Raw genomic sequence first — 26,412 nt, forward strand, 5'->3', positions numbered from 1 at the left:
ACGTCGCCTCGTTTGTGAAGGGAGGGGAGATGGCTATTTTCGCGCGCGACCTGAGCGTGCGCTCATATCGAAACTTCGAGCGCTACGAGCTCGCGCTCGACGAGGGCGTGACGGTGCTTGTGGGTAGAAACGCCCAGGGCAAGACGAACCTCGTCGAGGCCCTGCAGCTGCTCACCGCAGGCCAGTCGTTCAGAAAGCCGTCTCCCGCCGAACTCGTGCAGACGGGGGAGGAGGGGTGCTCGCTCTCACTGAGGCTCGAGGGGGACGGCCGCGTGCTCGACCACGAGCTGGTGGTGGCGTCTGCGCGCCGGTCGTTTCGGCGAAACGGCAAGAAGTGCACGGCCTCCGGCGTGCGCGGCGCGCTGCCGTCGGTGCTGTTCTGCCCTGACGACCTCGACATGGTCAAGCGCTCGGCCAGCGTCCGCCGGGGCGCGCTCGACAGCTTCGGCATGCAGATGTCTGAACGCTACGCCCAGCTGGTGAGCGCCTACGAGCGCACCGTGGAACAGCGCAACAACCTGCTGAAAGAGCGGTTCTGCACCCGTGATTTGCTTGCCGCCTGGAACGAGTCCATCGCATCCACGGGGGCCTCGCTTCTCGTGCACCGGCTCGCCCTGCTCGCCCGCATCAGGGCCCATTTTGTGCGCGCCTATGCGTCGATCGCCCCCCATGAGGTGGCGGACATGGCCTACCAGCCCTCCATCGGGGACCTCGAGCATGCCGGTGCTGCCACATCGGCAGACGAGGCGGCGCGCGCGGAGCTTCGCCTCGAGGCCCAGGAGCGTTTCTTGGCCTGCCTCGAGGAGCGTGCCGACGAGGAGCTTCGGCGCGGGCTCACGCTGTCCGGCCCCCACAGGGACGAGATTCTGCTCACTGTGGACGGACGCGATGCCCGCCACTTTGCCTCCCAAGGCCAGCAGCGCAGTCTCGTCCTCGCCTGGAAGGTCGCCGAGGTCGAGGTCACACGCGACATCTTGGGCCGCCCGCCGCTGCTTTTGCTCGACGACGTCATGTCCGAGCTCGACGCGCACCGGCGCGAGGCGTTTCTGGGCTTCATCGCCGGCGAGGTGCAGACGGTCATCACCACCACCAATCTGGGATACTTTTCGGACGAGATTCTCTCGCGGGCCAAGGTCGTCCGCGTGGGCGACGGAGACGACGGCGTGGAAGGCGGGGTTGCACGTGAAACATGACGGCCAGCGCGCCCGCAAGACCGTGGGGCTCGACGCATACCTCGGCGGCGAGCGCCGCCGGATCATCGACGCGGCCACTCCGGAGCGCCTGGAGCAGATGCATGCCGCCGAGCGGACGCGCGAGGTGTATCGGGCGTGGAACGCCGTATGCGGCGGGACGCGCGAGGGCGGCCACGTGACGGGCCTGAGATATCTGCCCGAGTCAAACAAACTGTTGGTCTATGCCGACGCCCCCGCCTGGACGCAGGAGCTCACCATGCTCCGCGAGATCATTCGGACCCGCATGGCGCGCGAGGGGGTGGACCTCGACGGCTTCGTGTTCCGCACCTCGAGGCCGGGGTATGGGGGCGAGGCCGTGCAGCGCAAACATCGAGCCCAGGTCGCCTCGTCCGCCCCGCCGCCGCGCCCGGCCCATCGGGAGCTCTCCCATGAGGAGGCCGCCGCCCTCGACGCCGCCGTGGCGCCCGTCGAGGACAAGCGGCTCCGCGACGCCCTCAAATCGGCCATGAGGGCGAGCCTTGAGTGGAAAAAGGGTCAAAGTGCTGGGAACTAGCCGCAAATCCATTCTGGTGGCCTTGTAGAGGTATTTGCACACGGTCAAGACGGGCCAGGAAATCCGGTATCATATGGAAGATTGCAGCATCAATGCACCTTTTCATATGAGAGGGAGACCTACGTGGCGAAGAACAACGAGTACGGCGCCAGCGACATCAAGATCCTCGAGGGTCTCGAGGCCGTTCGCAAGCGCCCCGGCATGTACATCGGCTCTACGAGTTCAAGCGGCCTGCACCACCTGGTGTGGGAGATCGTCGACAACTCCGTCGACGAGGCCATGGCTGGCTTCTGCACCAAGATCGAGGTCACGGTGCACCCGGACAACTCCATCACCGTGGTGGACAACGGCCGTGGCATCCCCGTGGCGAAGCATCCTGTGAAGAAGATCCCCACCCTCGAGGTGGTTCTGACCGTCCTGCACGCCGGCGGCAAGTTCGACAACAACGCCTACAAGGTCTCGGGCGGCCTGCACGGCGTCGGCGTCTCGGTGGTAAACGCGCTCTCCAAGAAGATGAACGTCCAGGTCAAGCGCGACGGGCACATCTACGAGATGGAGTTCTCACGCGGCAAGACCACGCAGAAGATGAAGGTGATAGGCGACTCCAAGGCCACCGGCACCACCACCACCTTCTGGCCGGACGACGAGATCTTCGAGACCACGATCTTCGACTACGACGTCCTGCGCAACCGCCTGCAGGAGACGGCCTTCCTGAACAAGAACCTCAAGATCGTCCTCAAGGACGAGCGCGAGCTGGCGCCGCGCGTGGACGAGTTCTGCTACGAGGGCGGCATCATCGACTTCGTGAAGTTCCTGAACGAGGGCAAAGAGATTCCTGACGGCCTCAAGCGCCCCATCTATCTCTCTGGCAAGAGCGAGGACGACGCCCCCGTCGACCGCACGGGAGAGGTCGAGGTGGCCATCCAGTGGAACACCTCTTACTCCGAGACCGTCATGAGCTTCGCGAACGACATCTACACCCCCGAGGGCGGCATGCACCTCGAGGGCTTCCGCACCGCGCTCACCCGCGTCATCAACGACTATGCGCGCAAACAGGGCATGCTCAAGGAGAAGGACTCCAACCTGACGGGCGACGACGTGCGCGAGGGCCTTTCCGCCGTCATCTCGGTGAAGCTGGCCGACCCGCAGTTTGAGGGCCAGACCAAGGCAAAGCTCGGCAGCTCGTTCATGCGCACGCTCACCCTCAAGGTGGTCACCGAGGGGCTTACCGACTACCTCGAGGAGCATCCCAAGGCCGGCCGCGAGATCGTGAAGAAGGCGCAACAGGCCAGCAAGGCGCGCAACGCCGCCCGCAAGGCGCGTGAGGCAACCCGTCGCAAGAGCCTGCTCGAGACGGCGCCGCTGCCCGGCAAGCTCGCCGACTGCTCGGTGCGCGACGCCGAGATGACCGAGCTCTTCATCGTAGAGGGCGACTCCGCAGGCGGTTCGGCCAAGGACGGCCGCCGCCGCGACATCCAGGCGATCCTGCCCCTTCGCGGCAAGATCTTGAACGTGGAGCGCGTGGGCGACCATCGCGCGTTCTCGAGCGACACCATCCAGTCGCTCATCACCGCCATCGGCTGCGGCGTGACCACCAGTGCCGGCGACGGCGGCGACTTCGACATCACCAAGGCGCGCTACCACAAGATCATCATCATGACCGACGCCGATGTCGACGGCGCGCACATCCGCATCCTTCTGCTCACGTTCTTCTACAAGTACATGCGCCCGCTCATCGACGCCGGCTACGTCTATGTGGCGTGCCCGCCCATCTTTGGCGTGAAGGTGCGCAACAAGATCCACTACGTCTATCCCAACGGCCGCCAGCCCGAGGAAGAGATCCTGCGCGACACCATCAAGAGCCTGGGCCTCAACCCCGACGAGTCCGAGGACGAGGATGCTTCCGGCAAGGTGACCAAGAAGCGCCGCGGCTACACCGTGCAGCGCTACAAGGGCCTGGGAGAGATGGATCCCAAGCAGCTGGCTTCGACCACCATGGATCCCAAGACGCGCATCCTGCAGCGCGTGACCATCGAGGATGCCCTCGCAGCCGACCGCGCCGTGCGCGAGCTCATGGGCAACCAGGTCGAGTTCAGGCGCGAGTATATCGAGAAGCATGCGCATGACGCGAGGTTCCTGGACGCCTAGCCTCGGGCATCTCGACAACCCCGGGGAAGTGGATGAAACGAACCCGTCCCCAAATGACCTACGTAGGAGGAATACGTGGCAGACGATATGAACAACACGCCGGACGCGTCGTCGGATGCGCTGCCGGAAGATCTGAGGCGCATGCTAGCCCGAGCCGAGGCGGACGAAGAGGGCGCCGACGTCTACGTCGAGGACGACGGGGACGAGGAAGAAGAGGACGACGGCGAGCTTGAGGAGAGCTTTGGCACCGTCGACCGCGGCGAGGCCGCAGGCGAGGACATCAACGGCGGACAGCTCCAGGTGTCGGAGTTCGGCCGCGAGATGCGCCAGAGTTTCATCGAGTACTCGATGTCGGTCATCACGGCGCGCGCCCTGCCGGATGTGCGCGACGGCCTGAAGCCGGTGCATCGCCGCATCTTGTACGCCATGAACGAGTCGGGCATCTATCCCAACCGTCCGCACAAGAAGTCGGCCTGGACGGTCGGCGAGGTCATCGGTAAGTACCACCCCCACGGCGACTCCGCGGTGTATGACACCATGGTGCGCCTGGCGCAGTGGTTCTCCATGCGCGTGCCGCTCATCGACGGCCACGGCAACTTCGGCAATATCGACGGCGACGGCGCCGCGGCCATGCGTTACACCGAGAGCCGCCTGGCAAAGCCCGCCATGGAGCTCCTGCGCGACCTGCAGAAGGACACCGTCGACTGGCAGCCCAACTACGACGAGTCGCTCGCCGAGCCCCAGGTGCTGCCGGCGCGCTTCCCTAACCTTCTGGTCAATGGATCGTCGGGCATCGCCGTCGGCATGGCAACGAACATCCCGCCCCACAACCTCTCCGAGGCAGTGGAGGCCACCTGCCACCTCATCGACCATCCCGACGCGACCGTCGACGAGCTCATGCAGATCATGCCGGGCCCCGACTTCCCCACGGGCGCCGTCATCATGGGCAGCGACGGCATCCGCAAGGCCTATGAGACCGGCCGCGGCTCGATCACCGTGCGCGCCAAGGCGCATGTCGAGTCCACCAAGACCGGCCGCAACCGCCTTGTGTTCACCGAAATTCCCTACCAGGTGAACAAGGGCACCCTGCAGGAGAAGATCGCCCAGCTCGTCAACGAGAAGCGCATCGAGGGCATCTCCGACATGCGCGACGAGTCCACGCAGAAGGGCCTGCGCCTCGTCATCGAGCTCAAGAAGGGCGTCATCCCGCAGGTCGTGCTCAACAACCTGTATAAGTTCACCTCGCTGCAGAGCACCTTCGGCGTGAACAACCTCGCGCTCGTGAACGGCGTGCCCAAGTGCCTGTCGCTCACCGAGATGCTGCGCTGCTACATCGACCACCAGGTCGACGTGGTGACTCGCCGCACGCGCTTCGACCTCAAGAAGGCACAGGCGCGCGCCCACATCCTCGAGGGCTACCTCATGGCGCTCGACCATATCGACGAGGTCATCTCGATCATCCGCTCCTCGCAGACCGATTCCGAGGCGAGCGAGCGCCTCATCGCCCGCTTCGGCTTCACGCCCGAGCAGACCCAGGCCATCCTCGAGATGCGCCTGCGCCGCCTCACCGGCCTCGAGCGCGACAAGATTGAGACCGAGCTTGACGGCCTGCGCCGCGCCATCGCCTACTACGAGGACCTGCTTGCTCACGAGGAGAAGATCCTCGGCGTGATCAAGGACGAGATGCGCGAGATCTCCAAGAAGTATGGCGACAAGCGCCGCACCGAGATCGCCGCTGCCGAGCGCGACCTCGACGTCGAGGACCTCATCGCCGACGAGGACATGGTGGTGACCATCACCCACACCGGCTACGTCAAGCGCATCCCCGTGGCGACGTATCGCTCCCAGAAGCGCGGCGGCAAGGGCGTCTCGGGCGTGAACCTCAAAGAGGACGATGTCATCGCCGAGATGTTTATTGCGAGCACTCATGAATACGTGCTCTTCTTCTCGAACCGCGGCAAGGTGTATCGCCTGAAGGTGCACGAGCTTCCCATCGGAAGCCGCCAGGCGCGCGGCACCGCCATCGTGAACCTGCTGCCGTTCGAGGAAGGCGAGCGCATCGCGAGCGTCATCAGCTGCCGCGAGTTCCCCGATGACGAGTACCTGCTGTTTGCCACCACCGACGGCATGGTGAAGAAGACCGTCATGAGCGCCTATGACCGCAGCCGCCGCGACGGCATCATCGCCATCAACCTCAAGGCGGGCGACGCCCTGCTCGACGTGCGCCGCGTGCGTCCGGGCGACAAGGTGATCATGGGCACCACCGCCGGCAAGGCCATCATGTTCGACGAGGACCAGGTCCGCGCCACCGGCCGCGACACCTCGGGCGTGCGAGGCATCCAGCTCAAGGATGACGCAAAGGTCCTGGGCATGGAGATCTCCAACGGTCGCGGCGACCTGTTTGTGATCACCGAGCTGGGCTTTGGCAAGCGCACTCCCATCGCCGACTATCCGTCGCAGAACCGCGGCGGCCAGGGCGTCTATACCATTCAGATGACGGCCAAGAAGGGCAAGCTCGCCGCCATGAAGACGGTCGGCCCGCAGCATGAGCTGTTCATCATCACCGAGGGCGCGACGGTGATTCGCGTGAAGAGCACTGACATCTCGGAGACCGGACGCGCCACGCAGGGCGTGAAGATCCTCTCGGTGGCCGATGGCGACCGGGTGACCGCGGTGGCTCGCATGACGAGCGCCAAGAAGAAGCCGAAGGCGCAGGCCGTGGCCGAGGGCCAGGAGACGCTCGACCTAGGTGCTGCCGGCGAGGTCGAGGATGACCGCGTCGATATCGGCGCTGCCGACGAGGCGCTCGAAGACCTCATGGACGAGTAGGACGTGAGAAAGACGGCGCCTGCCCCCTTCGGGGGCGGGCGCCTATGAGACGAGGGGCCGCATCCAGTGTCGGATGCGGCCCCTCGTGGCATGTATGCGCAGTGCTTGTGGTTCGAGCGTCGCCCTAGGTCTGGCGGCGCGTTAGAAATCGTCCGGGGAAAGCGTCTGGACAAATTGATCGAACTGCTTGAACTCCTCGTCGCCCGCGTCTTTGTCGGCGTGGTAGGAGATGGTTCCCGCGCGGTTCATGACGTCGTCCTCAACATAGATGGGTGCGTTTGAGCGCACGGCAAGCGCCAGCGCGTCGCTCGGACGGGCATCGATGGACACCTCGACCGCATCCTCGCCATCGCGGGCGATGATGATGTTCGAATAGAAGACGGGCGCGTCGACCCGGTTGATCTCGACGCGCTCCACACGCGCGCCAAGCTGGTGCAGGGTGTCGATGAACAAATCGTGGGTGATGGGACGCGTGTGTTTCGTCCCGTCGATGCCACGGCTAATAGATGCCGCCTCGAAGGAGCCCGTCTGGATGGAGAGCGCGCGCAGCGGGGCATCGCTTGCGTGGTTGGCCTGACGCTCGCGCAGCACGATGAGGGACGGAACCGCACCAGAGGCCATAATAATGGTCTCGATGTCTACGCGGATCATTATGGCACCTCCCTGGGTGGTCGCTACCGCCGCCATCCCATCACGACATGTGACCGGGGCGGTGGTATTTTCTTGCTGAACTGGATAGTAATAGTACCCAAAATCGTACGTCTCTTCCGTTATTCATAACTTATTAAAGGTCTTTTTGAGATGGCTAAGCATATATCGAGTCGGCCTACGGGAGGTTCGTTCTATGCTCTATGCCATGAGCGCCCTCAGCGCGTCTGCCGTGTTCGGCGACTCGAGACGGAGCGCGAAGCCGATTGACTCGATATCCATCATGGTCGCGTTCGAGTTTGAGATGCCAAGGAAGAGAGGCGCCTTGGAAGGCAAATAATGTTAGACTAAGTTTACTTTATATGGGAAACGCTTCATAGCATGGGCGTTGCTGCATTTGTGGAGGACCTTATGATCGACTATCTCATCGTCGGCGCAGCCCTGGCGCTTGCGGTATTCATTCTTGCGCGGCAGGTAATGCGCATCGGTCGCGGCGGTGGCTGCGGCTGCGATGGAGGCTCGCCGCGCACGCGGCGCCAGAGACGTCCGGCGGGGCGGGTGAAAGGGGCGTCCAGCTACCCATATTCTGTTGAGTTACGGGTAGATGGCATGCATTGCGACAACTGCGCCCGTCGCGTCGAGGACGCCCTCCAAGCACTCGGCGGCATCGTGGCTGAAGTGAGGCTGCCGAATACCGTGCTCGTGCATGGGGAGCGCCCGATTGACCTCGATGCCCTCGCCGAGGCGATCCGGACGGCGGGCTACGAGGTCACAGGGGTCCAAGGGTAGCTTTGGCAATCGTTCGTATTTGCCAAAATCGGCCAACAAGGCAAATCATCGTGTGAGCTGATTTCATGCTAATCGCGCTCCTGCCGCCGCCTCGTTCTTGCCCGGTGTTCTGTGGCAGGGTATACTACACCCTACGCTGCTCAGCGCGGCGCGTTTATTCGCGGGCATCGCCAAGTGGTAAGGCATCAGCTTCCCAAGCTGACACTCGCGGGTTCGAGTCCCGTTGCCCGCTCCATTGACTGAAAAGGTCTCCAGCGATGGAGACCTTTTTTGTATGGATTCGCCGCATCGTTGCTCGCAACAAATCGAGCTTCGGTGGCCTTGCTTTTCACCGATGCTCGGCTTTTTTACAAAATTGACCTGATTTTTGAAGAATAACTGAGCTTCGGCAAAAGACTCAGAGCTCTGGAGAGCTGCTGTGGGCGTAGCGGCGGGCGGTGCCATACAATACGAAGTGCCGTTATTCCGCGTTGCCGCGGTAAGCCGCCTACAAGGCCTTCGATGCAAGGAGAGCACATGATTGATCGCTACACCCGTCCCGAGATGGGTCACATCTTCTCGCTGGAGAACAAGTACGCTGTCTGGCAGGAGATCGAGGTGCTTGCCTGCGAGGCACAGGCCGAGCTGGGAAAGATCGGCATCACCAAAGAAGAGGCTGCATGGATTCGTGAGCATGCGACCTTCAACAAGGAAGAGGTCGATGCAATCGAGGCGGTAACCAACCATGATGTCATCGCCTTCCTTACCAATATGGGCGAGTATATCGATAAGGACGTTCCCGAGGGCGAGCCCAAGCCCAGCCGCTGGGTGCACTTTGGCATGACGTCGTCGGATCTGGGCGACACCGCTTTGTGCTACCAGCTTGTTCAGGCGACCGACATCATTATTGAGGACGTCAAAAAGCTTGGCGAGATCTGCAAGCGCCGTGCCTTCGAGGAGCGCGATACGCTCTGTGCCGGCCGTACCCACGGCATCCATGCCGAGCCTATGACCTTCGGCATGAAGTTCGGCAGCTGGGCATGGGAGCTCAAGCGCGATCTCGACCGCCTCGTCGACGCCCGCAAGAACGTCGCCTTCGGTGCCATCTCTGGTGCGGTGGGCACCTATTCGAGCATCGATCCCTTTGTCGAAGAGTATGTCTGCGAGCATCTGGGCCTGGTGCACGACCCGCTGTCCACGCAGGTTATCAGCCGTGACCATCATGCATATCTCGCAGGCGTCCTTGCCACCACGGCCGCCACGTGCGAGCGCATCGCGACCGAGGTCCGCAACCTTCAGAAGACCGATACCCTTGAGGCCGAGGAGCCGTTCAAGAAGGGTCAGAAGGGCAGCTCCGCGATGCCTCACAAGCGCAACCCCATTACCATGGAGAAGGTCTGCGGCCTCTCCCGCGTGGTGAAGGCCAATGCGCAGGTCGCTTTTGACAACGTGGCGCTGTGGCACGAGCGCGACATTTCGCACAGCTCCGCCGAGCGCGTCGCCCAGGCGGACAGCTTCATCGCGCTTGACCACATGTTCCAGTGCCTGATTCGCGTCATCGATGGCCTCATCCTCTATCCGGAGCAGATGAAGGCAAACCTCAACAAGACGCGCGGGCTGATCTTCTCCTCCAAGGTGCTGCTCGCTCTCGTCGAGACGGGCATCACCCGTGAAGAGGCCTACGCCATCGTGCAGGAAAACGCCATGGCCACCTGGCGCGAGGTTCAGCAGTGCCAGCCCGGCACCACCTTCCGCGAGAAGCTTGAGGCGGATCCCCGCTGCACGGTTTCGCCTAAAGAACTCGACGAGATCTTCGATCCGTGGGATTTCTTGACGCGCATCGACCGCGTCTTTGACCGCCTCGAGGAGCTGAACTTCGACTAGTTCCGACTGAGCGATAGGGGGCGGTGGGGGTTTATTCCACACGCACGTGGAGCCGCGCGTGGGAGATGAGGTGGGCAGCTGCGCACCGTCATTAAGCTGGCTTCGAGTGTGGACGAGGAACGTTGCAGCTTCCAGCCGCTCCCATCCAACGGTCGATAGAAAACCGCCGCAAACCGAACGCGGTCCCCAGCATGTAAGCGCTGGGGACCGCTAATTCTTTCTTATGAGGAGGAGTTGCGCCTGTTGCGGCAGCCTTTCTGGGCGCCGGGTGACGACTCGTCCCGTGCTCAGACAGCGCCTTGCGAACTGCGCGCGGGACGAATCCTCGCCCGGCGCCCAGAAAGCCCTCAACGGCCCTGTCTACTCAATCTCGCCGGCTTCGCGAAGCTCCTGGTCCACGCGCTCGTCGCGCAGCGAGCAGTTCTCGGTGAGCAGGCAGTTCATGCACATCTTGTCGCAGGGGAGTGCCTCGTCAAGCTGGGCGAGAGAGTAGCCTTTTACACGCAGGTAGTAGTCGCCCACAAGCGCCTTGATGGCCTCCTCGGCAAAATACAGCGTGTAGAGGCGTCCCTTTGGAAGGCCTCCCGTTGCCTCCAGAACGTCGTCTTGCGTGATAGCGAGCGCCTCGTCGACCGTTTTGCCTGTGAGCATGTCGGCCACGACGGTGGCACAGGCAATGGCGGCGAGGCAGCCGTGGCTCCTGAAGCCCACCTCGACGAAGCGGTCGGTTTCGGGGTCCATGACGGCGAACAGCTGCATCTGCACGGTGCCGCGCTTCTCTTTGCCAACGCTGCAGAAGGCATTGGCGCCGTCGGGTACGCCTCCGTTGCGGGCGTCCGCGATCAGGTCGAGGGAACGCTCGGAATACTCGGTGATGGGTGCGTCGTTTTCAATCTGATACATGTCGGGGGTGCGAAGAAAGGGCGTGTCTTCGGTAATGTGCTGCTTGGGCATAGCTTCTCCTAACGGGGCGATGAATTTCGGGCGAAGGCTCCGCGAGGCCGCCTGTGCAGGCGTTCCTCATAGCGGCATTGATATCTCTTTAGGGGTTGAGGCCCTTTTCGACGCCATACCACTGGGCGAGCGCCTTGCCCTGTGCCTCGCTGAGATACCAGTCGGAATAGTAGTAGGCCTCTCCGGCGCTCGTATGCGTGACGTGGATGTCCTTGAAGGCGTCGTCTGCCACCACCTTTTCAAAGACCTTCTTGGTGCGGGCACGCGACCACAGGTACGGCGGGTTCATGAAGCTGTCTTGAGCGACGGGGCGAGGGTACAGGCGTGACTCGGTTCGAACGACGTCGACAAAGGTTGCCACCTCGTCATCCTCAGCCGCGAGGAAGAGCGCGTGGGCGAAGCTGTGCGACATGAGCGCGGCAGAATAGAGATAGATTGCCTTCTTGCCCATGATGAGTGCGATATCGCACACCTCGGGCTCGGGCAGGGGCTCGTCGGGGTCGACCTCTTGGCCCTCGAGCTGCACGTCGAGCGGCTTGGGAGCGACGAGTTTGCCGCGCACCTCGGTGGGCTCGGCGTGGTCGCGCTGCTGTATATAGAGAAGGACCTGCTCTTCAAACGCCTTGGCGTCCGTGCCCTCAGGGGCAAACGAGCGCTTTTTCCACCGCGAAGACGTGGTGATCTTGCCTTCGTATGAGCGCTGGCGAATATCGGTCAGCACGGCATCGACCGCGCGAAGGAAGGCATTGCGCTCGTGCGTCGCCTCAACTTCTTCCGGCGACTGCTCGGTGTGCGCCGTCCGGATGCCCTCGGCAGCCCTATCGCTTTGTGCCGCGCCGCCCACAAGCGTCTCCTGCGTGGTGGTTTCCATGGCCCTCCCTCGGTGCTCATAACCCTCAATGTGAAAACAAGTGTAGTACAAGGTATACTGCTATTCACCTGAAAGAGGTGACCCTCCTGGCTAGCTTGGCGTATGCCGAGGACCGACGAGGGGTTGAGTGGGCACGAGACGAGGAGTATGAAGATGGCACGAGCGCGTCGAGCTGCGGCGGAGAAGCAAGCCGCCGCCCCCGATATCGCTGCTCCCTCCTCAGCCGGCAAGTCGGACGTCTCCACGACCGCCATGCCCCCCTTTAGCTTTGAGACCTATAAAGTACTGTTTCCGCCCATCGCGGGCATCGCGGCGGCGACGGCATCCATAAACGTCGTGGCCCAGGAGGCCCACCGAACGACGGGCGTATCGGGCGCTGGGGGCCTGACCATGGTCGCCGCCTGCGCTCTGGTCGCGGTGCTGTTTGCCTCAACGCTTGCAGTGAAGCGCTACAACAAGCGGGCGATTTCGCTCATGACGTTTCTGGCCGTTCACGTATCGGGCATCTCGGCGCTCGTGCTTGCGTTTTTGGACGTGGCGGCGCCGGACTCCATCGCTGAGGTGCCCCTCGAGTGCCTCTTGACAGCGGCGAGTGCCCTGTTGAGCTTCTACTGGATGCGCAAGCTCCGCGGCACCTCGGCGCAAGCCGTCGTGGTGGTTGCCTTTAGCGCGCTCGCGGTCTCGGAGCTCATGACCTTCGTTGCAAGTTTCTGGGGACCTGTCCCGGCGCATGGGGCGGCGTTTGTTCTTGCGTTCGCCCAGTTTTTCTTCGTGAGGGTTTCACGAGCCCTGGATGTTCCGAGCGACCAGTTTCCTGCTGTCTCTGAATCCTATTTTGGTACCGATCGCGACCGATTCTCGAACAGGGGCTTTCTTGCCGTCGCGGCCCTCGGCATCTGGTTCATCTCGATCCCCATGGGAATGGGGAGGGGGTTTCCTGCTGGAGACGCCATATATATGAGCCCCGTTCCACGATTCCTCGCCCTGATCTTCGTGTGCGGGGTGAGCGCGGTGTGGGTGCGTCACGGCATGGCGTCGCGCATGCGTGCCATCACCACCAGCATCTGGGTGGTGATGGAGATCCTGCTGGCGTTGGGCGCCATCTTTTTTGCCATCTGGCCGCGGTCGATCGGCGTGGGCGCATCGTTTGTCATGGCGTCCGCGCTCGTGCTCCAGGCCTGCATCTGGTATCTCACCATCGCGTTCATCAGCTTTGGCTGGCGCGACGCCTACTACTACGCCTCAGCCGCCTGGGTCAGCATGAATCTGCTCACCGCTGCCGGCATAGAAATCGACCGCATGCTGTCTCGGGTGTTCTTTGACAACACCCCCGTCATCATCTCGATCATGAGCCTGTTCGTTCTCGTGAGCGCCCAGGTCGTATTCACCAAGCTCCTTTCGGCGCCCCTGCAGCAAAACGAGGAAGGCTCAGACGCGGCCCGCCCCGAAGCCGCCGAGCGCGGTCCCATCACCCGCGACGATGTCCGACGCATCCCGCTCATGGGGGTCATGGCGTTGCGTCCCCAGGCCGAGCTTCCCCTGCCGAGCGTCACCCCTGACGCCCGCATCGCGACGGCTGTGCTCGAGTTGGGACAGCGCTTCGGCCTTACCGGTCGAGAGGTCGAAGTGCTCACCCTATACGCCTTGGGCCACACCCAGGCCCGCGTGAGTGAGGAGCTCCAGCTGTCGCAGAATACGGTCCACACTCATATCAAGCGCATCTACGAGAAGACGGACCTCCATTCGCGCCAGGAGATTCTGGACTATATCAATGAGTATGGTCGCGCCTCGCGTTAGGGGCTGGGCTCTCAGGTCTCATACCCTGCCATCTGCGGCGTTCACCTGCCGTCCCCGTATGTACCCTTAAAGAGGGGACACGCAGGTAAACCCTCTTATCCCTCAGATTAATAAAATTACCCGGAAGCGGGGGAACGAATTGAGGAGAGGTCGTGGATAATCTACGCTGACAAGTTGGGCGTGCTCGCCACACGCCCGGTCGTCTCTGTAATGCGGGCCAATCGCGCCCGCGAAGGAACAAAGGGGAGGGAACTATGAACGAGAACACCGCTTTGGAGCAGGTTGGCTCCGGCGCGGACCGCCTCGATACCTTCTTCACCCGTAGGGGGTTCGTGAAGGTTTCTGGCGCGTTCGTGGCAAGCATGGTGGCGCTCGGCCTGCTGCCCGATGAGGCCGCCGCGGTCCCTACGAGCTCTGAGGGCAAGGTGGACTACTACGCCGCGCCGTCTCACGTGCTCAAGATCAACCGCGCCCGCTGCACCGGATGCCAGCGCTGCGAGATGAGCTGCACGCTCACCAACGACGGCGTGTCGCAGCCCGCTGCTGCCCGCATCCACGTGCATGACGGGTACCAATACGGCAAGGAGCTGGGCTCGGGCGACGGCATCTTCTACTCCATGGAGTGGAACATCCGCCAGTGCCACATGTGCAAGGCAGCTATGTGCCAGACCGCCTGCCCGCACGGCGCCATCCTGACCGATGACAAGGGCGTTCGCTATGTGGACCAGGAGAAGTGCGTCGGCTGCGGCTCCTGCGTGGCTGCATGCCCCTACCACATGCCTGTGGTGAACACCGTCACCGGCAAGTCTTCGAAGTGCATCGCTTGCGGCCGCTGCGCCGAGCAGTGCCCCAACGGAGCGCTCGAGCTCATCGAGTGGGAGAACGTCAACCATTCGTCCGGTCCCACCAAGCAGGAGAACCCGCTGCCGCTCGTGAGCGAGCAGCAGGACTTCATCGCTGGCGGCAAGATCGCTGAGTAAGTAAGGAGATACGCAATGGCTGATACTGCCACTTTCGGTTCTTACGGTTGGGCGGGCCAGATCGCTCGCGTCAACCTGACGGACGGAACCATCTCCGTCGAGTCAGACGAGGCGATGCAGGACGATTACATCGGCGGCATGGGCTTCGCGAACAAGATCATGTATGACGAGGTGGCCCCCGGCACCGCGTGGGACGCCCCCGAGAACAAGGCCGTCCTCGCCGTCGGTCCCCTCACCGGCTCGGGCGTACCCCTGGGCGGCCGCTCCACGTGGGCGACGCTTTCCACCTTCACCACGGACTACCAGGTCGTCGACTGCCACTGCGGCGGCCAGCTCGGCGCCATGCTCAAGTACTCCGGCCATGACGGCCTGATCATCGAGGGCGCCTCGGACAAGCCCGTCTACATCCTCATCGACGACGACAAGATCTCGATCGAGGACGCCTCCTCCGTGTGGGGCAAGGGCACCCGTGAGACCAACGAGGCCCTGTGCAAGAAGCACGGCCTCGACGCCTGCGTCGCCGCCATCGGCCCTGCCGGCGAGAACCTGCTGCCCTACGCCTGCGTGATCAACTCGCGCAGCCACTCCGCCGGCGCCGGCCTGGGTGCCGTGCTCGGCTCGAAGAAGTGCAAGGCCGTCGTCGTCCGCGGCACCAAGGCCGTGAACGTCGCCGACCCGCAGATGGTCTCCGCCCTCTCCGACTACATGATCGCCCAGGTCCTGGGCTCCAACAACAACCACGTCGTTCCGTCCACCCAGCAGTCCTGGGCTGAGTACTACGACAAGGGTTCTCGTTGGACCGCCAAGAAGGGTCTGTACTGGGCGGCTGCCGAGGGCGGCGCCATCGAGACCGGCGAGCCCAAGCCCTTCGAGCCCAACACCATGGGCTATCGCTGCATGAAGTCCACCAAGGACCTTGGTCCCGAGGCCGAGAAGTACACCGTCAAGATGGCCGGCTGCCACGGCTGCCCGGTGCGCTGCTATGCCCAGGTGAAGCACCCCACCGTGCTCGAGAAGACCGGCTACCAGTCCATGGGCAACACCTGCGTGCCGAACTTCCCGTTCTCGAGCTACATGCAGTCCATCATGAAGGTGCCCGGCACCACCACCGAGGAGGGCACCCTCACCGAGCAGTCCGTCGTCTACAACCTGCTCATCCAGGCAACCGTCGACGACCTCGGCCTGTGGTGCAACTACGCACAGCTCTACCGCGACCTTGCCCACACCTACGTCGAGGGCATCCTCGAGCGCGAGTGCCCCAACTACGCCGACTACGATTTCGACGCGATCATGAACGGCGACGGCACCCCCTTCATCAAGATTCTCTCGGACATCGCGGCCAACGACACCGAGAACAAGCCCATCGCGTGGCTGGGCCATGGCCCCATGGTCTGGTGCGAGAAGTGGGACGACATGAAGTGGTTCGACACCACCGCTTCGTGCCTCATCAACTATCGCGGCTGGCCCGTGCACCACGCCATCGAGTGCTTCGGCCAGGTCGGCGGCGTGTACAACATGATGTTCAACCGCGACGACATGATTCACTCCGCCGTCAACTTCCAGGGCTGCGGCCTGCCCATCGACCTCAAGAAGGAGATGGCTGCCGAGATGTGGGGCGGCGAGGACGCGATCGACCCCGACAAGAACTACACGCCCATGAACGAGCACAAGGCGGAGTTCTGCTGGTGGAGCATCGTGACGGACGTCCTGCATGACTGCCTCACGGTGTGCAACTGGGTGTGGCCGATGGCCATGGCGCCCGCCAAGGAGCGCAGCTACCGCGGCGACCTGGACCTCGAGGCCCAGTTCTACACCGCCGTCACCGGCAAGGAGGTCACCATCGACGACCTCTACAAGGCTGCCGAGCGCGTCATGACGCTCCAGCGTGCCAACACCGTCCGCGGCATGACCGACGCCGAGGGCAACATGGGCTGCAACGACTTCCGCAACGTCCACGACGTCATCACCGAGTGGCCCTTCACCAAGGACCCGGACATCGAGCCCTTCACCGCCGGCACCGACAAGATGGAGAAGGACGACTTCCAGACGGCGCTCACCATGGTGTACAAGCGCTTCGGCTGGGACGAGGAGCTGGGCTGCCCCACCAAGCAGTGCCTCGAGGACCTCGGCCTCGACGACGTTGCCTCCGACCTGGAGGAGCTTGGCCTGCTGCCCGACGGCGGCACGTCCTATGACGAGCGTACCCGCAAGTACGACGGCATTCTGTCCCAGTACTGCGGCGACAACCCGGCGCTCAGCGCCTAAAGCGCCTCGAGAGGAGAGAACATGGCTGACGAGATCAAGGAGGGCACGGAGGCCAAGGCCACCGATGCCGCCCCGAAGAAGAAGCGCAACTGGAAGGCCAAGCGCCTGCCGATCGTGATCGCCGCCGTCGTGGTGGTCACGGTGCTCGGCGTCGCCGGCTGGGCATGGCGCGCCACCCCCGAGTACTGCGACACCCTGTGCCACAGCACGATGGGCCGCTACTACGATTCGTTCGTGAACGACACCACCTCGCTCGCGTATGCCCACAAGGGCGTCGTGAACAACCAGTGCCTGGGCTGCCATGAGACCACGATTACGCAGTCCCTGCACGAGGTGCAGGTACAGCTCTCTGGTGACTACACCGACCCCATGGCCAAGGTCACCTATTCCAACGAGTTCTGCCTGCAGAGCGGCTGCCACACCGGAGCCGGCGTGATGCCGGGCGCCACGGAGTCCTCCACGGCCGACTACGGCTTCGACCCGCACAGCACCTATCACGGCGGCGTCGTGCAGCAGTGCAACTCCTGCCACCGCATGCATGATCAGAGCGTGCTCACCTGCACCGGCTGCCATCAGATCGGCGCCTATGCGGGCGAGGGCGACGTGCCCGAGGGTTGGACCGACACCGCCGAGGTCGAGGGTAAGACGACGTATCTGCCCAAGGGATGGGCCGCGCAGACCACCCTTACCGACGCCGAGTAAGGTCTAGAGCCCCTCGAGGGATCTGTCCGGGGACCCCGTGCGCGAGCGCGGGGTCCCTCTTTTGTGCCCCGTGCCTATGTGGGATGGATGTTTGGGCGCCTGCGGCGCCCGTGCGCGGGTATAGTAGGTGCACGAGAATTCGCTTCGCACGTGCAAGCTGGAGGTAACGCATATGGTTTCGATCGACTACAAGCCCACGGGCGTCTGCTCGCGCAACATCCACGTCGAGCTGGACGACTCGGGAACCACCGTCACAGGTTGCGCCTTCACGGGAGGCTGCAACGGCAACCTGAAGGCGATCTCCAAGCTCATCAACGGCATGCCTGTCGATCAGGTCACCTCGATCCTGCGTGGCAACACGTGCGGCGCCCGCCCCACGTCGTGCGCCGACCAGCTGTGCTGCGCGCTCGACGCCGCCCAGGATCTTGCCAAGGCGGAGGAGTAAACCTATGGCAGCGCCCTGGAGGCGGATCATTCGCGGTTCTGCCGATGATTCCCGTGCCGTGAGGCAGGGCGGCATCACGCGCCGCCGCTTTACCTTGGGCAGCCTCGCGGCGGCAGGGGCGGGCATGGCGGCGATCAGCCTGGGCGGATGCTCCGACACCCAAAACACCGACGACGGCGAGCCCCAGGTGGTTACGGATGACTCCCAGATCGTCGACGTCGTGGACGACTATGAAAACGTCGACGGCGATCTCGCCGCATCGGCTACCTATACCCTACCGCTTGGTACGGTGCTTTTCCATACGGAGGGGTCGTGGGCGGCTGCCATGATGGCGCCGGAGTCATCGCTCAACGTGAATACGCTGGGCGTCATGAGCCTTTCGAGTGGAGACCTCATCACCCTGATTACCGAACCGAGCCAGGGACAGGGCTACGGGTTTTTCGACGTGCGCTGCTCGGACGGGGTGTTCGCGTGGGTCGAGGTCGACTACACAAACCGTTCTTGGGCGCTGATCGGCCAGGGCATATCCCAGGGAACGCTTACCGGCGATGCGGTAAAGCTCGACGAGGGTGATTCCGATTGGGAGCCCCCGCGTTTCACGGTATGGGGAACGAGCGTCATCTGGTATCACATGCCCCAGGCTTCGGGAAACAGCTCGTCTGAGGACTCTCATTGCTACCAATGGACGCTGGGCGACACCGAGGGGCAAGAGATCTGGACCTCGCACGGACGCTTTTCGGCATCTCCCCGTGTGGCGGACAACATCTTGACCATCGTGCCGCGTGTTCGCGACGAGGAGGGCGTGTATTACGGGCTGACTGCGATCGATTTGACTGCGGGCGACAACGCCCGCCGCGCCCAGCTTGTGCTGCCCAGAAGCGTCGCCCCCTTCGAGGCCACCTACTTTAACGAGAGCTTTGCGTTCTCGATTGAGGCGAGCTACAACGGCGTGGGCAGCCTGGGGAACATGGGAACCTATGTGGGCGTCGAGGGCGGTCCCTATGTATACCTGCGCCGCGAACCCCAGAGCTGTGCCTTGATGCTTGGTTCGCGCTATGTCATGAAGTCCCAGGCCTCGCATTTTGTGATCGACCCGTCGACACAGACCTATTCGGTGCTTTCGGCGCCCGATCGCTGCCTGGATTTTGGAGATTGGACGGCGAGTGAGGGCGTGACAGATCGCCTGCTCACCTATGCGACCGTGCGAAACGAACAGGGGATTCCGGCAAGCGTGACCGCGCGGGTTTTCGCGGTGTAGCCTGCCGAAGACGCTTCCTAATGGCTGGCGAGGCGCTCGTTTGCAGCCGCAAGCGCCGCCTCGATCGCCTGGGGCGACGGAGCGTGGGGCGCCTCGGGATCGGTGTCGAGAGGCAGAAGCTGCTTTTCCATCCAGGTAATCGAAAGCCAGGTGCCAAGCTTGTAGCCGCAGGACGCCTGCTCTCCGCAAAGGCGGTATCCACACGAGCGATGGAAGGCGATCGAGGCCGTGTTGCTCGATGTGATGCACGCCTCGCTCATGCGAATCCCCTGTGCACGCATGAGGTTTTCAAGCGCCTCGAGCAGGATGGCGCCGAGGCCGTTCCCCTGATAGGCCTCACTAATATATATAGATGTCTCGGAAGCCCAGCGATAGGCAGGCCGCGCGCGAAAGGTGCTGTTGTAGGCAAAGCCTGCCGCCCGCCCCGCATCGGCATCCTCAAGAACCAGGTGACAGGTATTCTCGAGGTGCTCCTCGATGCGCGCCCGAAACTCATCGACGGTAGGTACTTCGGTTTCAAAGCTGATGGTGGTGTCGCGCACATAGGGGGCGTACAGGCCGAGGAGCTCCTCGGCATCGTCAGGCGTGGCGATACGGATTCGAAATGACACGAGCCCTCCTGGAAGAAACGGAGCGAGTCTGGGCATAATGGGTTAAGAGTCTGCTCAGTCGCTCCCGTTTAGCGACCGGACTGCCCTGCTGACAAGTGTAGCGTTTCTGTGCGCTACAATAGGTTTGTTCTTCCGGATGAGACAAGGGGGCCCAGACATGGCTTCGGACGCAAGAAAGATCCTGCTCGTTGAGGACGAGAAGGCCATTCGCGACGCTGTCGCGGCATATCTCGAGCGCGAGGGCTATTGGGTCGTGGGCGTTGGCGACGGACAGTCCGCCGTCGAGGAGTTCGAGAAGCATCAGTTCGACCTCATCGTACTCGACCTCATGCTCCCCAAGCTTTCGGGCGAGCGCGTGTGCCGCGCCATTCGCGACACCTCGGATGTTCCCATCATCATGCTTACGGCAAAAGGCGAGGTTGAAGACCGCATCATCGGCCTCGAGCTCGGCGCCGACGATTACCTCATCAAGCCGTTCAGCCCGCGCGAGCTCGTCGCCCGCGTGCGTGCGCTGTTCCGCCGCGCCCATCAGAGCGATGAGCCGCAGGTCGAAGTGCTCGATTTCGGTGACCTCGTGATCGATATCTCGGGCCATAAGATTCTGGTCGAAGGCCGTGAGGTCGACCTCACCGCCTCTGAGTTCAAGCTGCTCACCACCCTCGCCCGTCATCCTGGGCGCGTCTACAACCGCATGGAGCTGGTTGAGAAGGTGCTCGGCTATGACTTCGAGGGCTACGAGCGCACCATCGACAGCCACGTGAAGAACCTGCGCGCCAAGCTGGGAGATGATCCCAAGAAGCCGAAGTGGCTCTATACCGTTCATGGTGTCGGCTATCGCTTTGAGGCCCCCCAGCAGCCTGCAAAGGAGAAGACGGAGTAGCTGGTCTATGCTCTTCGCACGGTTTGAAATTGGACAAAAACACAAGCAGTCTGACGAGGCGAGTTCCCGCGCAAGCTGGAACACGCCTCGTTCCGATTCGAGGCGCGGCCTGAGCTACGCCTCGCGCATGGCGCTTTCATTCGCCTTGACCTCGCTCATGACGGTACTCGTGCTCACCGTCGTGGTCACCGTGGTTTGGGGCGGGGTCTTCAGCGATTACACCCGCGCCAATATCTCAGAGATAGCCCAGCTCACCGCCCAGCGCCTGGCGGATTCCTATGAGGAGGACGGCGAGTGGAGCACCGAGTTCCTGGCGTCTATCGCCGAGTCGAATCTCGTGTCGAGCGATATCGGGCTGCAGGTGATGGATGAGGACGGCACCATCCTCTACGATGACTCCTGGCCCGCGGCGCCGGCGGCGGCAGACGCCAGCCGCGGTCGAGAAGACGAGGACGCGGCGAGCGAAGATGAGGGGACGGGTGCCTCGTCAGCAGGGACAGGTTCGAGCGAGGTTTCCTCTGGATCTTCTGACGCCGCGGCGAAAGCCTCGCACAGCCCCGTCTCGACCGCTCCGACCGATGCCGACAGCGCCGTGACCGAGCCGATCAAGCTTTCGGACGGCGAGACCGTGGGTCAGGTTCGTCTGTGGGTGCTCGGCTCAGACGCGCTGCTCACCAAGGCGGACACTGCCTTCCGCGAGAAGACCTTCAACGCGATGTCCCTCGCCGCAATCATCGCCATCGCCATCGCCGTGCTCATGGGCTTCCTCATGTCGCACATGCTCACCAACCCCATCCGCCGTATCACCGCCACGGCAAAGCAGATTCGCGACGGGGACCTCTCGGCGCGCACCGGCTTGCGCGGCGACGACGAGATCGACCAGCTCGGAGAGACCTTTGATGAAATGGCGACCTCGCTTGAAAAGGACCTCAAGCATGAGCGTCGCCTGACCTCGGACGTGGCACATGAGCTTCGCACCCCACTCATGGCGATGCTCGCTACGGTGGAGGCGATGCAAGACGGCGTCCTCCCAGCAGATGACGAGCATCTCGAGACGGTCGCCTCCGAGACCCGCCGCCTGTCGCGCCTTGTGCAGCAGATGCTCGACCTATCGCGCATGGAGAACCGTACCGCCGACATCAATTTGGAGCCGGTGGACATGGTCGCCTTCGTGCAGCGCATCGTGGGCGGCCAGCAGCAGCTGTTTTCATCACACGACCTGCGTCTCAAGTTTGTCGACGACACCCAGGGTCGTTCGAGCACGGTCGACGCCGACCCCGACATGATCACGCAGGCCATCATCAACATCATGAGCAACGCCATGCGCTACACCCCCGAAGGCGGCTGGGTGGTCGTGTCGGTCAAGGGCGATCGCAAGTATGTCATGGTGAGCATCTCCGATACGGGCATCGGCATCGCGAAGGAAGATCTGTCAAGGATCTTTGGCCGCTTCTGGCGCGCCGATGCAAGCCGTGCGCGTGAAAAGGGTGGTCTGGGCGTCGGCCTCGCGGTCACCAAGCTCATCATCGAGCGCCACCATGGCTTCATCACGGTGGAATCCGAGCTGGAGAAGGGTACGACTTTTACGATTCATCTCCCGCGTGAGCACATGCCTGACTCGGCTTCTACTACAATGGAGCATTAGCTGTCTGTTTGGGCCGCCGCTGGCATGCTCGGTATGCCAGCTCCCTATTCGTTCGTTCGATAGGAGTTGATCCTCAGTGACTTCCATGGAGCGTCGCCCCGATTCTCGCGGTAAGGTTCGTGACATCTATGAGGCGGGCGACAACCTGCTGATGGTCGCCACCGATCGCATCTCGGCTTTCGACTATATCCTTCCGGACGAGATTCCCTTCAAGGGCGAGGTGCTCAATCGCATCTCGGCGTTCTGGTTCAACAAGTTTGCCGACCTGGTTCCCAATCATCTGGTGAGCATCGACGTCGACGATTTCCCCGCCGAGTTCGCCGAGTATCGCGACTACCTGTCGGGCCGCGCCATGTTGGTGCGTCGTGCCGAGCCGATCATGATCGAGTGCATCGTGCGCGGCTATCTCACCGGTTCCGGCAAGAAGACCTACGATGCGGACGGCACCGTCTGCGGCATCAAGCTTCCCGCCGGTCTCACCGAGGCGTCGAAGCTCCCTGAGCCGCTGTTCACCCCTTCCACGAAGGCGGCGATCGGCGACCATGACGAGAACATCTCGTTTGACCGCACGGTCGAGCTCGTGGGCGCTGATATTGCGGAGCAGATTCGCGACCTGTCGCTTAAGATCTACACCGCTGCTGCCGAGTATGCTGCCACCCGCGGCATCATCATCGCAGACACGAAGTTCGAGTTCGGTGTCATCGACGGCAAGGTGACGCTCATCGACGAGTGCCTCACTCCCGATTCAAGCCGCTTCTGGCCTGCCGCCTCTTATGAGGAGGGCAAGGTCCAGCCCAGCTACGACAAGCAGTTCGTACGTGACTGGCTGCGCGCCAATTGGGATATGACCGGCGAGACCCCTCATCTGCCCGCCGAGGTGATCGAGGGAACGTCTGCGCGCTATCGCGAGGCGTACGAGATCATCACCGGCGAGCCGTTTGTAAGCATGAAGGAGAGCAAGTAAGTGAGTACGCGCAGCGCCAACAACAAGCGCACCCAGACCAAGGAGTATACGGGCATGGGCCGAAAGTCCGCTGCCTCCGCCAAGCCTGCCCGCGCCGCCGGAGGCTCGGTGCGCGTGGTGCCGGCCTCCTCGAAGGCTCGCCGCAAAGAGGCGGAGCGCGGAGAGTCGCTTGCCGGTCTGTCGCGCGAGGAGAAGCGCGCCCGCAAGCAGGAAGAGCGCCGTCGCGAAGACCGCGTCTACACGGCTTCGAACATCATGCTCAAGAAGGATCCCGAGTACAAGAAGAAGCGTCGCAACTTCTGGATCATGCTCGGCATCGGGCTGGTGTTCATCATCGCGGTGTGGATCATGCTGTTCGGCATGGACGAGGAGATGGTCCAGTCCACCTACGCCATCCAGATCGCCGGCGTGATCATCTCGTATGCCTTCATCATCGGCACGTTTATCTATGACTTCGTCAAGATTCGTCCTCTGCGCAACTTCTATCGAGCGCAGGCGGAGGGCATGCCCGAGAAGAAGCTGACCCAGCTCATCGAGCAGGACGCAGCGACCTCGTCGCGTGATAAAAAGGATGCCGACGCGAAGGGATCCGAGCCGGTAAAGGTCGCCGACGCTGCTCCCGAGAACGCCCCGGTCAAGAAGTCCGGACGCAAGAAGGATCATCGCTCTCGCCGCTAATGTCGGCGCCGGGTGATGCAGACGACCAAAACAAGAGGGGCGGTCGTGGGACGATGTAAGTCTCGCGACCGCCCTTATGCATGAAAAGGAGGAAGATATGATTCGAGCCGCGCTGACGGTGAGTGACGCCCGCTCGGGAATGAAGGCCCTGGCGCCCAAGATCGAGCGCTATGCACGCCTGATCATGCGTCAGGGCGTCAACGTGCAGCAGGGGCAGGAGGTCGTGGTCAACGCACCGGTCGAGACCGCTTCCTTTGTGCGCGTGCTGGTGAAGTGCGCGTACGAGGCGGGTGCGGGCCACGTGACCGTCATCTGGAGCGATGACGTGGTGACGCGCCTCACCTATGAGCACGTCGAGCTTTCGTGGTTCGAGACGGTTCCCTCTTGGCAGCGCGAGCAGCTCGACTCGCTCGCCAAGGACGGCGCATGCTTCGTGTTTGTCGAGGGCGCCGACCCCGAGGCCCTGAAGGGCATCGACCCGGCAAAGCCCGCCGCAAGCTCGAAGGCGAAAAACACCCAGTGCCGCGTGTTTCGTCGCGGGCTCGACTTTAACATCAACCCCTGGTGCATCGCGGGCGCGCCGGTGGCGGCATGGGCGCGCACGGTATTCCCGGGCATGGAGGACGAGGTCGCCATCTATAAGCTGTGGTGTTCGATTCTCTCGGTCGCCCGCGCCGACGGCGAGGATCCCGAGAGCGATTGGGAGCTGCATGATGCGACCTTCGAGAAGAATCTGCGCTTCCTGAACGACCATCATTTCGATCGCCTCCACTACAAGGCCGACAACGGCACCGATCTTGTGGTCGGGCTCACCGATCGCCATGTGTGGGAGGGCGGCTGTTCTGCCACGCCCGACGGCCACCCCTTCTTCCCCAACATCCCCACCGAGGAGGTCTTCACGTCTCCCGATTGCGAGCGCGTCGACGGGGTGGTGCATTCCGCGCTGCCGCTCATTCACCAGGGGAACAAGGTCGACCGCTTCTGGCTGCGCTTCGAGGCCGGCCGGGTGGTGGATTTTGGTGCCGAGGTCGGTCTCGAAACCCTGCGCTCCATCATCGAGCGTGACGAGGGCTCAAACCGCTTGGGGGAGGTGGCGCTCATCTCCAAGAACACGCCGATTCGCGAAAGCGAGATCCTGTTCTACGACACGCTCTACGACGAGAACGCGAGCTGCCACCTGGCGCTGGGAATCGGTTTTCCGGAATGCTACGAGGGCGGCTATGAGATGACGTCCGAGGAGCTGCGCGAGCATGGTGTCAACATGTCGACGACGCATGTCGACTTCATGATCGGCACCGACGACCTCGACATCACGGGCATCACCGCTGATGGACGCGAGGTGCCGGTATTTGTGAACGGCCAGTGGAGCTGGGAGTAAACGTCGAGACATGGCGGTAGAGAATGGTCCGTGTTACAATCACCCATGCGGGCCGTTAGCTCAGCTGGCAGAGCAGGGGACTTTTAATCCCAAGGCCCAGGGTTCGAACCCCTGACGGCCCACCATAGGAACGGATTCCGAGCTGTGCTCGGATGGAGAGAGGCGAGGCGGCCATGGTCACCTCGCCTCTTACCATACATGCTGCTGACCAAGCGCAGGCGGTCTTGTGCGACACGGTGAAGCACGGAGACGATGCTGCGGCGTGACGGGAGGTGTCCCCATGACGCGCGAGGAAGCGCTGAGGGTGCTGGGGCTCAAAAGCGACGCCACGCCGAGTGAGGTGCAGGTAGCCTATCGCGAGCTTGCCCAGATGCTTCATCCGGATAAATTCGGCGACAACAAGCGCCTGCGCGAGCGCGCCGAGCAGCAGATGCGCACCATCAACGAGGCGCGCGACGTGCTGATGAAGGGGTCGCGCGCATCATCTGGCGCCACCCGCCCCGGCAGGGGTTCAAAGACGTCGCGGCGAAGGGACATGACGCCCTCGGAGATCGTCTTTGAGGCCGAGGCTCGAGCCCATGCGGCGGAGACCGCGCGCCTCACCGTCGTCGCCCAGCTGCGCACGATGCGTGAGCGCCGCCGGTCCATGGCGGTGATGGCGGCCGTCGCCGCCGTGGTGGCCATCGTGTTTTCTCGCATGCGAGGGGGAATCGGCGGCATCGTGGCATCGATCGCCACCATGCTCGTCGTATGGGGCGTGGTCGACGTCGTATCCATGGGAACCCAGGTGTCAGCGCTTGAATCGCGCTCGCGCGACCTGCTCCAGGCCCGTGACGCCGCTCGGAAGATCGCAGAAGAGGCAAGGAAGCTCTAGAAGGCACATGCTAGAATGACGTTGCTCAACGCAAAAAGCAGAAGGGTCGTAAGCCAAAACGGCTCCGAGCATGATGCGAAGCTGCCT

At 62.9% G+C, this 26,412-nt stretch carries 22 protein-coding genes and 2 tRNA genes; 20 read left to right on the forward strand and 4 right to left on the reverse strand.

From position 1 onward, the window contains the following. The first annotated feature begins 29 nt into the window (after positions 1 to 29). From recF to gyrA, 4 genes are all read left to right on the forward strand, one after another. Positions 30 to 1,193, forward strand: coding sequence for a DNA replication/repair protein RecF (recF, locus tag H6A15_RS03665; RefSeq protein ID WP_204672347.1), 1,164 nt, complete (start codon positions 30 to 32; stop codon positions 1,191 to 1,193). Next, entirely contained in the window at positions 1,183 to 1,746 is a 564-nt protein-coding gene (locus H6A15_RS03670; protein WP_342635806.1) for a DciA family protein, read from the forward strand. The genes recF and H6A15_RS03670 overlap by 11 nt, the downstream gene beginning before the upstream one ends. Before the next feature lie 123 nt (positions 1,747 to 1,869). Next, positions 1,870 to 3,894, forward strand: a complete 2,025-nt coding sequence (gene gyrB / locus H6A15_RS03675) for a DNA topoisomerase (ATP-hydrolyzing) subunit B (protein WP_204672348.1) — start codon at positions 1,870 to 1,872, stop codon at positions 3,892 to 3,894. 87 nt (positions 3,895 to 3,981) lie between these two features. After that, entirely contained in the window at positions 3,982 to 6,723 is a 2,742-nt protein-coding gene (gene gyrA / locus H6A15_RS03680) for a DNA gyrase subunit A (protein ID WP_204672443.1), read from the forward strand. A gap of 141 nt (positions 6,724 to 6,864) precedes the next feature. Here the strand turns inward: gyrA and H6A15_RS03685 are convergent, their stop codons facing one another. Further along, positions 6,865 to 7,374, reverse strand: coding sequence for a bifunctional nuclease family protein (locus H6A15_RS03685; protein WP_204672349.1), 510 nt, complete (start codon positions 7,372 to 7,374; stop codon positions 6,865 to 6,867). A gap of 378 nt (positions 7,375 to 7,752) precedes the next feature. Here H6A15_RS03685 and H6A15_RS03690 point away from each other — a divergent pair, with 378 nt between their 5' ends. The 3 genes from H6A15_RS03690 (at position 7,753) to purB (ending at position 10,023) form a co-directional block, all read left to right on the forward strand. Beyond that, complete coding sequence (locus tag H6A15_RS03690) at positions 7,753 to 8,160, forward strand: heavy-metal-associated domain-containing protein (RefSeq protein ID WP_204672350.1); 408 nt, start codon at positions 7,753 to 7,755, stop codon at positions 8,158 to 8,160. Between the two features lie 160 nt (positions 8,161 to 8,320). Further along, a tRNA-Gly gene (locus H6A15_RS03695) sits at positions 8,321 to 8,395 on the forward strand. Between the two features lie 281 nt (positions 8,396 to 8,676). Beyond that, a complete protein-coding gene (purB, locus tag H6A15_RS03700) occupies positions 8,677 to 10,023 on the forward strand; it encodes an adenylosuccinate lyase (RefSeq protein ID WP_204672351.1) in 1,347 nt (448 codons plus the stop codon). A gap of 360 nt (positions 10,024 to 10,383) precedes the next feature. Here the strand turns inward: purB and H6A15_RS03705 are convergent, their stop codons facing one another. Together H6A15_RS03705 and H6A15_RS03710 are read right to left on the reverse strand one after the other, a co-directional pair. Then, entirely contained in the window at positions 10,384 to 10,977 is a 594-nt protein-coding gene (locus H6A15_RS03705; RefSeq protein ID WP_204672352.1) for an iron-sulfur cluster assembly scaffold protein, read from the reverse strand. A gap of 88 nt (positions 10,978 to 11,065) precedes the next feature. Next, positions 11,066 to 11,848, reverse strand: coding sequence for a hypothetical protein (locus H6A15_RS03710; protein ID WP_204672353.1), 783 nt, complete (start codon positions 11,846 to 11,848; stop codon positions 11,066 to 11,068). A 153-nt stretch (positions 11,849 to 12,001) separates the two neighbouring features. Here H6A15_RS03710 and H6A15_RS03715 point away from each other — a divergent pair, with 153 nt between their 5' ends. The 6 genes from H6A15_RS03715 (at position 12,002) to H6A15_RS03740 (ending at position 19,295) form a co-directional block, all read left to right on the forward strand. After that, positions 12,002 to 13,645 (forward strand): helix-turn-helix transcriptional regulator, encoded by a 1,644-nt coding sequence (locus tag H6A15_RS03715; RefSeq protein ID WP_204672354.1) that lies wholly within the window; start codon positions 12,002 to 12,004, stop codon positions 13,643 to 13,645. A gap of 254 nt (positions 13,646 to 13,899) precedes the next feature. Beyond that, positions 13,900 to 14,625, forward strand: coding sequence for a 4Fe-4S binding protein (locus H6A15_RS03720; protein WP_204672355.1), 726 nt, complete (start codon positions 13,900 to 13,902; stop codon positions 14,623 to 14,625). A gap of 15 nt (positions 14,626 to 14,640) precedes the next feature. Beyond that, positions 14,641 to 16,890: an aldehyde ferredoxin oxidoreductase gene (locus H6A15_RS03725; protein ID WP_204672356.1), complete on the forward strand. Its 2,250-nt coding sequence runs from the start codon at positions 14,641 to 14,643 to the stop codon at positions 16,888 to 16,890. Positions 16,891 to 16,911: 21 nt separating this feature from the next. Next, the gene (locus H6A15_RS03730; RefSeq protein WP_204672357.1) at positions 16,912 to 17,592 is read left to right on the forward strand and encodes a cytochrome c3 family protein; all 681 of its coding nucleotides are present in this window, start codon (positions 16,912 to 16,914) and stop codon (positions 17,590 to 17,592) included. 172 nt (positions 17,593 to 17,764) lie between these two features. Continuing rightward, on the forward strand, positions 17,765 to 18,037 hold the full coding sequence (locus tag H6A15_RS03735; RefSeq protein ID WP_204672358.1) for a TIGR03905 family TSCPD domain-containing protein: 273 nt from the start codon (positions 17,765 to 17,767) through the stop codon (positions 18,035 to 18,037). 4 nt (positions 18,038 to 18,041) lie between these two features. Continuing rightward, positions 18,042 to 19,295 carry a hypothetical protein gene (locus tag H6A15_RS03740; protein WP_239462325.1) on the forward strand — a complete coding sequence of 418 codons (1,254 nt, stop codon included), beginning with the start codon at positions 18,042 to 18,044 and terminating at the stop codon, positions 19,293 to 19,295. A gap of 17 nt (positions 19,296 to 19,312) precedes the next feature. On the opposite strand, the gene H6A15_RS03745 is transcribed toward H6A15_RS03740, so the two are convergent. Next, on the reverse strand, positions 19,313 to 19,906 hold the full coding sequence (locus H6A15_RS03745) for a GNAT family N-acetyltransferase (RefSeq protein ID WP_204672359.1): 594 nt from the start codon (positions 19,904 to 19,906) through the stop codon (positions 19,313 to 19,315). Positions 19,907 to 20,063: 157 nt separating this feature from the next. Between H6A15_RS03745 and H6A15_RS03750 the strand changes: the two genes are divergently transcribed. The 7 genes from H6A15_RS03750 to H6A15_RS03780 all read left to right on the forward strand — a co-directional run bounded on the left by H6A15_RS03750 (position 20,064) and on the right by H6A15_RS03780 (position 26,325). Continuing rightward, entirely contained in the window at positions 20,064 to 20,786 is a 723-nt protein-coding gene (locus H6A15_RS03750; RefSeq protein ID WP_087410225.1) for a response regulator transcription factor, read from the forward strand. 7 nt (positions 20,787 to 20,793) lie between these two features. Further along, the gene (locus H6A15_RS03755) at positions 20,794 to 22,431 is read left to right on the forward strand and encodes a sensor histidine kinase (protein WP_204672360.1); all 1,638 of its coding nucleotides are present in this window, start codon (positions 20,794 to 20,796) and stop codon (positions 22,429 to 22,431) included. Between the two features lie 85 nt (positions 22,432 to 22,516). Continuing rightward, entirely contained in the window at positions 22,517 to 23,395 is an 879-nt protein-coding gene (locus H6A15_RS03760; RefSeq protein ID WP_204672361.1) for a phosphoribosylaminoimidazolesuccinocarboxamide synthase, read from the forward strand. Further along, entirely contained in the window at positions 23,396 to 24,073 is a 678-nt protein-coding gene (locus H6A15_RS03765; RefSeq protein WP_204672362.1) for a hypothetical protein, read from the forward strand. A 97-nt stretch (positions 24,074 to 24,170) separates the two neighbouring features. Continuing rightward, complete coding sequence (locus tag H6A15_RS03770) at positions 24,171 to 25,451, forward strand: aminopeptidase (protein WP_204672363.1); 1,281 nt, start codon at positions 24,171 to 24,173, stop codon at positions 25,449 to 25,451. Positions 25,452 to 25,500: 49 nt separating this feature from the next. After that, positions 25,501 to 25,576: transfer RNA gene (locus H6A15_RS03775), tRNA-Lys, on the forward strand. Positions 25,577 to 25,731: 155 nt separating this feature from the next. Beyond that, the gene (locus tag H6A15_RS03780; protein WP_204672364.1) at positions 25,732 to 26,325 is read left to right on the forward strand and encodes a J domain-containing protein; all 594 of its coding nucleotides are present in this window, start codon (positions 25,732 to 25,734) and stop codon (positions 26,323 to 26,325) included. Positions 26,326 to 26,412: the final 87 nt, after the last annotated feature.

This window comes from Enorma phocaeensis (assembly GCF_016901575.1).
GTDB lineage: Bacteria > Actinomycetota > Coriobacteriia > Coriobacteriales > Coriobacteriaceae > Limicola > Limicola phocaeensis_A.

What these genes read in the sequence shown, in the direction of transcription:
- H6A15_RS03770 (WP_204672363.1), top strand. Translation starts at nt 24,171, where the DNA reads ATGATTCGAGCCGCGCTGACGGTGAGTGACGCCCGCTCGGGAATGAAG.
- H6A15_RS03735 (WP_204672358.1), top strand. Translation starts at nt 17,765, where the DNA reads ATGGTTTCGATCGACTACAAGCCCACGGGCGTCTGCTCGCGCAACATC.
- gyrA (WP_204672443.1), top strand. Translation starts at nt 3,982, where the DNA reads ATGAACAACACGCCGGACGCGTCGTCGGATGCGCTGCCGGAAGATCTG.
- H6A15_RS03720 (WP_204672355.1), top strand. Translation starts at nt 13,900, where the DNA reads ATGAACGAGAACACCGCTTTGGAGCAGGTTGGCTCCGGCGCGGACCGC.
- H6A15_RS03780 (WP_204672364.1), top strand. Translation starts at nt 25,732, where the DNA reads ATGACGCGCGAGGAAGCGCTGAGGGTGCTGGGGCTCAAAAGCGACGCC.
- H6A15_RS03750 (WP_087410225.1), top strand. Translation starts at nt 20,064, where the DNA reads ATGGCTTCGGACGCAAGAAAGATCCTGCTCGTTGAGGACGAGAAGGCC.
- recF (WP_204672347.1), top strand. Translation starts at nt 30, where the DNA reads ATGGCTATTTTCGCGCGCGACCTGAGCGTGCGCTCATATCGAAACTTC.
- H6A15_RS03710 (WP_204672353.1), bottom strand. Translation starts at nt 11,848, where the DNA reads ATGGAAACCACCACGCAGGAGACGCTTGTGGGCGGCGCGGCACAAAGC.
- H6A15_RS03715 (WP_204672354.1), top strand. Translation starts at nt 12,002, where the DNA reads ATGGCACGAGCGCGTCGAGCTGCGGCGGAGAAGCAAGCCGCCGCCCCC.
- H6A15_RS03755 (WP_204672360.1), top strand. Translation starts at nt 20,794, where the DNA reads ATGCTCTTCGCACGGTTTGAAATTGGACAAAAACACAAGCAGTCTGAC.
- H6A15_RS03730 (WP_204672357.1), top strand. Translation starts at nt 16,912, where the DNA reads ATGGCTGACGAGATCAAGGAGGGCACGGAGGCCAAGGCCACCGATGCC.
- H6A15_RS03690 (WP_204672350.1), top strand. Translation starts at nt 7,753, where the DNA reads ATGGGCGTTGCTGCATTTGTGGAGGACCTTATGATCGACTATCTCATC.
- H6A15_RS03685 (WP_204672349.1), bottom strand. Translation starts at nt 7,374, where the DNA reads ATGATCCGCGTAGACATCGAGACCATTATTATGGCCTCTGGTGCGGTT.
- purB (WP_204672351.1), top strand. Translation starts at nt 8,677, where the DNA reads ATGATTGATCGCTACACCCGTCCCGAGATGGGTCACATCTTCTCGCTG.
- H6A15_RS03705 (WP_204672352.1), bottom strand. Translation starts at nt 10,977, where the DNA reads ATGCCCAAGCAGCACATTACCGAAGACACGCCCTTTCTTCGCACCCCC.
- H6A15_RS03740 (WP_239462325.1), top strand. Translation starts at nt 18,042, where the DNA reads ATGGCAGCGCCCTGGAGGCGGATCATTCGCGGTTCTGCCGATGATTCC.
- H6A15_RS03725 (WP_204672356.1), top strand. Translation starts at nt 14,641, where the DNA reads ATGGCTGATACTGCCACTTTCGGTTCTTACGGTTGGGCGGGCCAGATC.
- H6A15_RS03760 (WP_204672361.1), top strand. Translation starts at nt 22,517, where the DNA reads ATGGAGCGTCGCCCCGATTCTCGCGGTAAGGTTCGTGACATCTATGAG.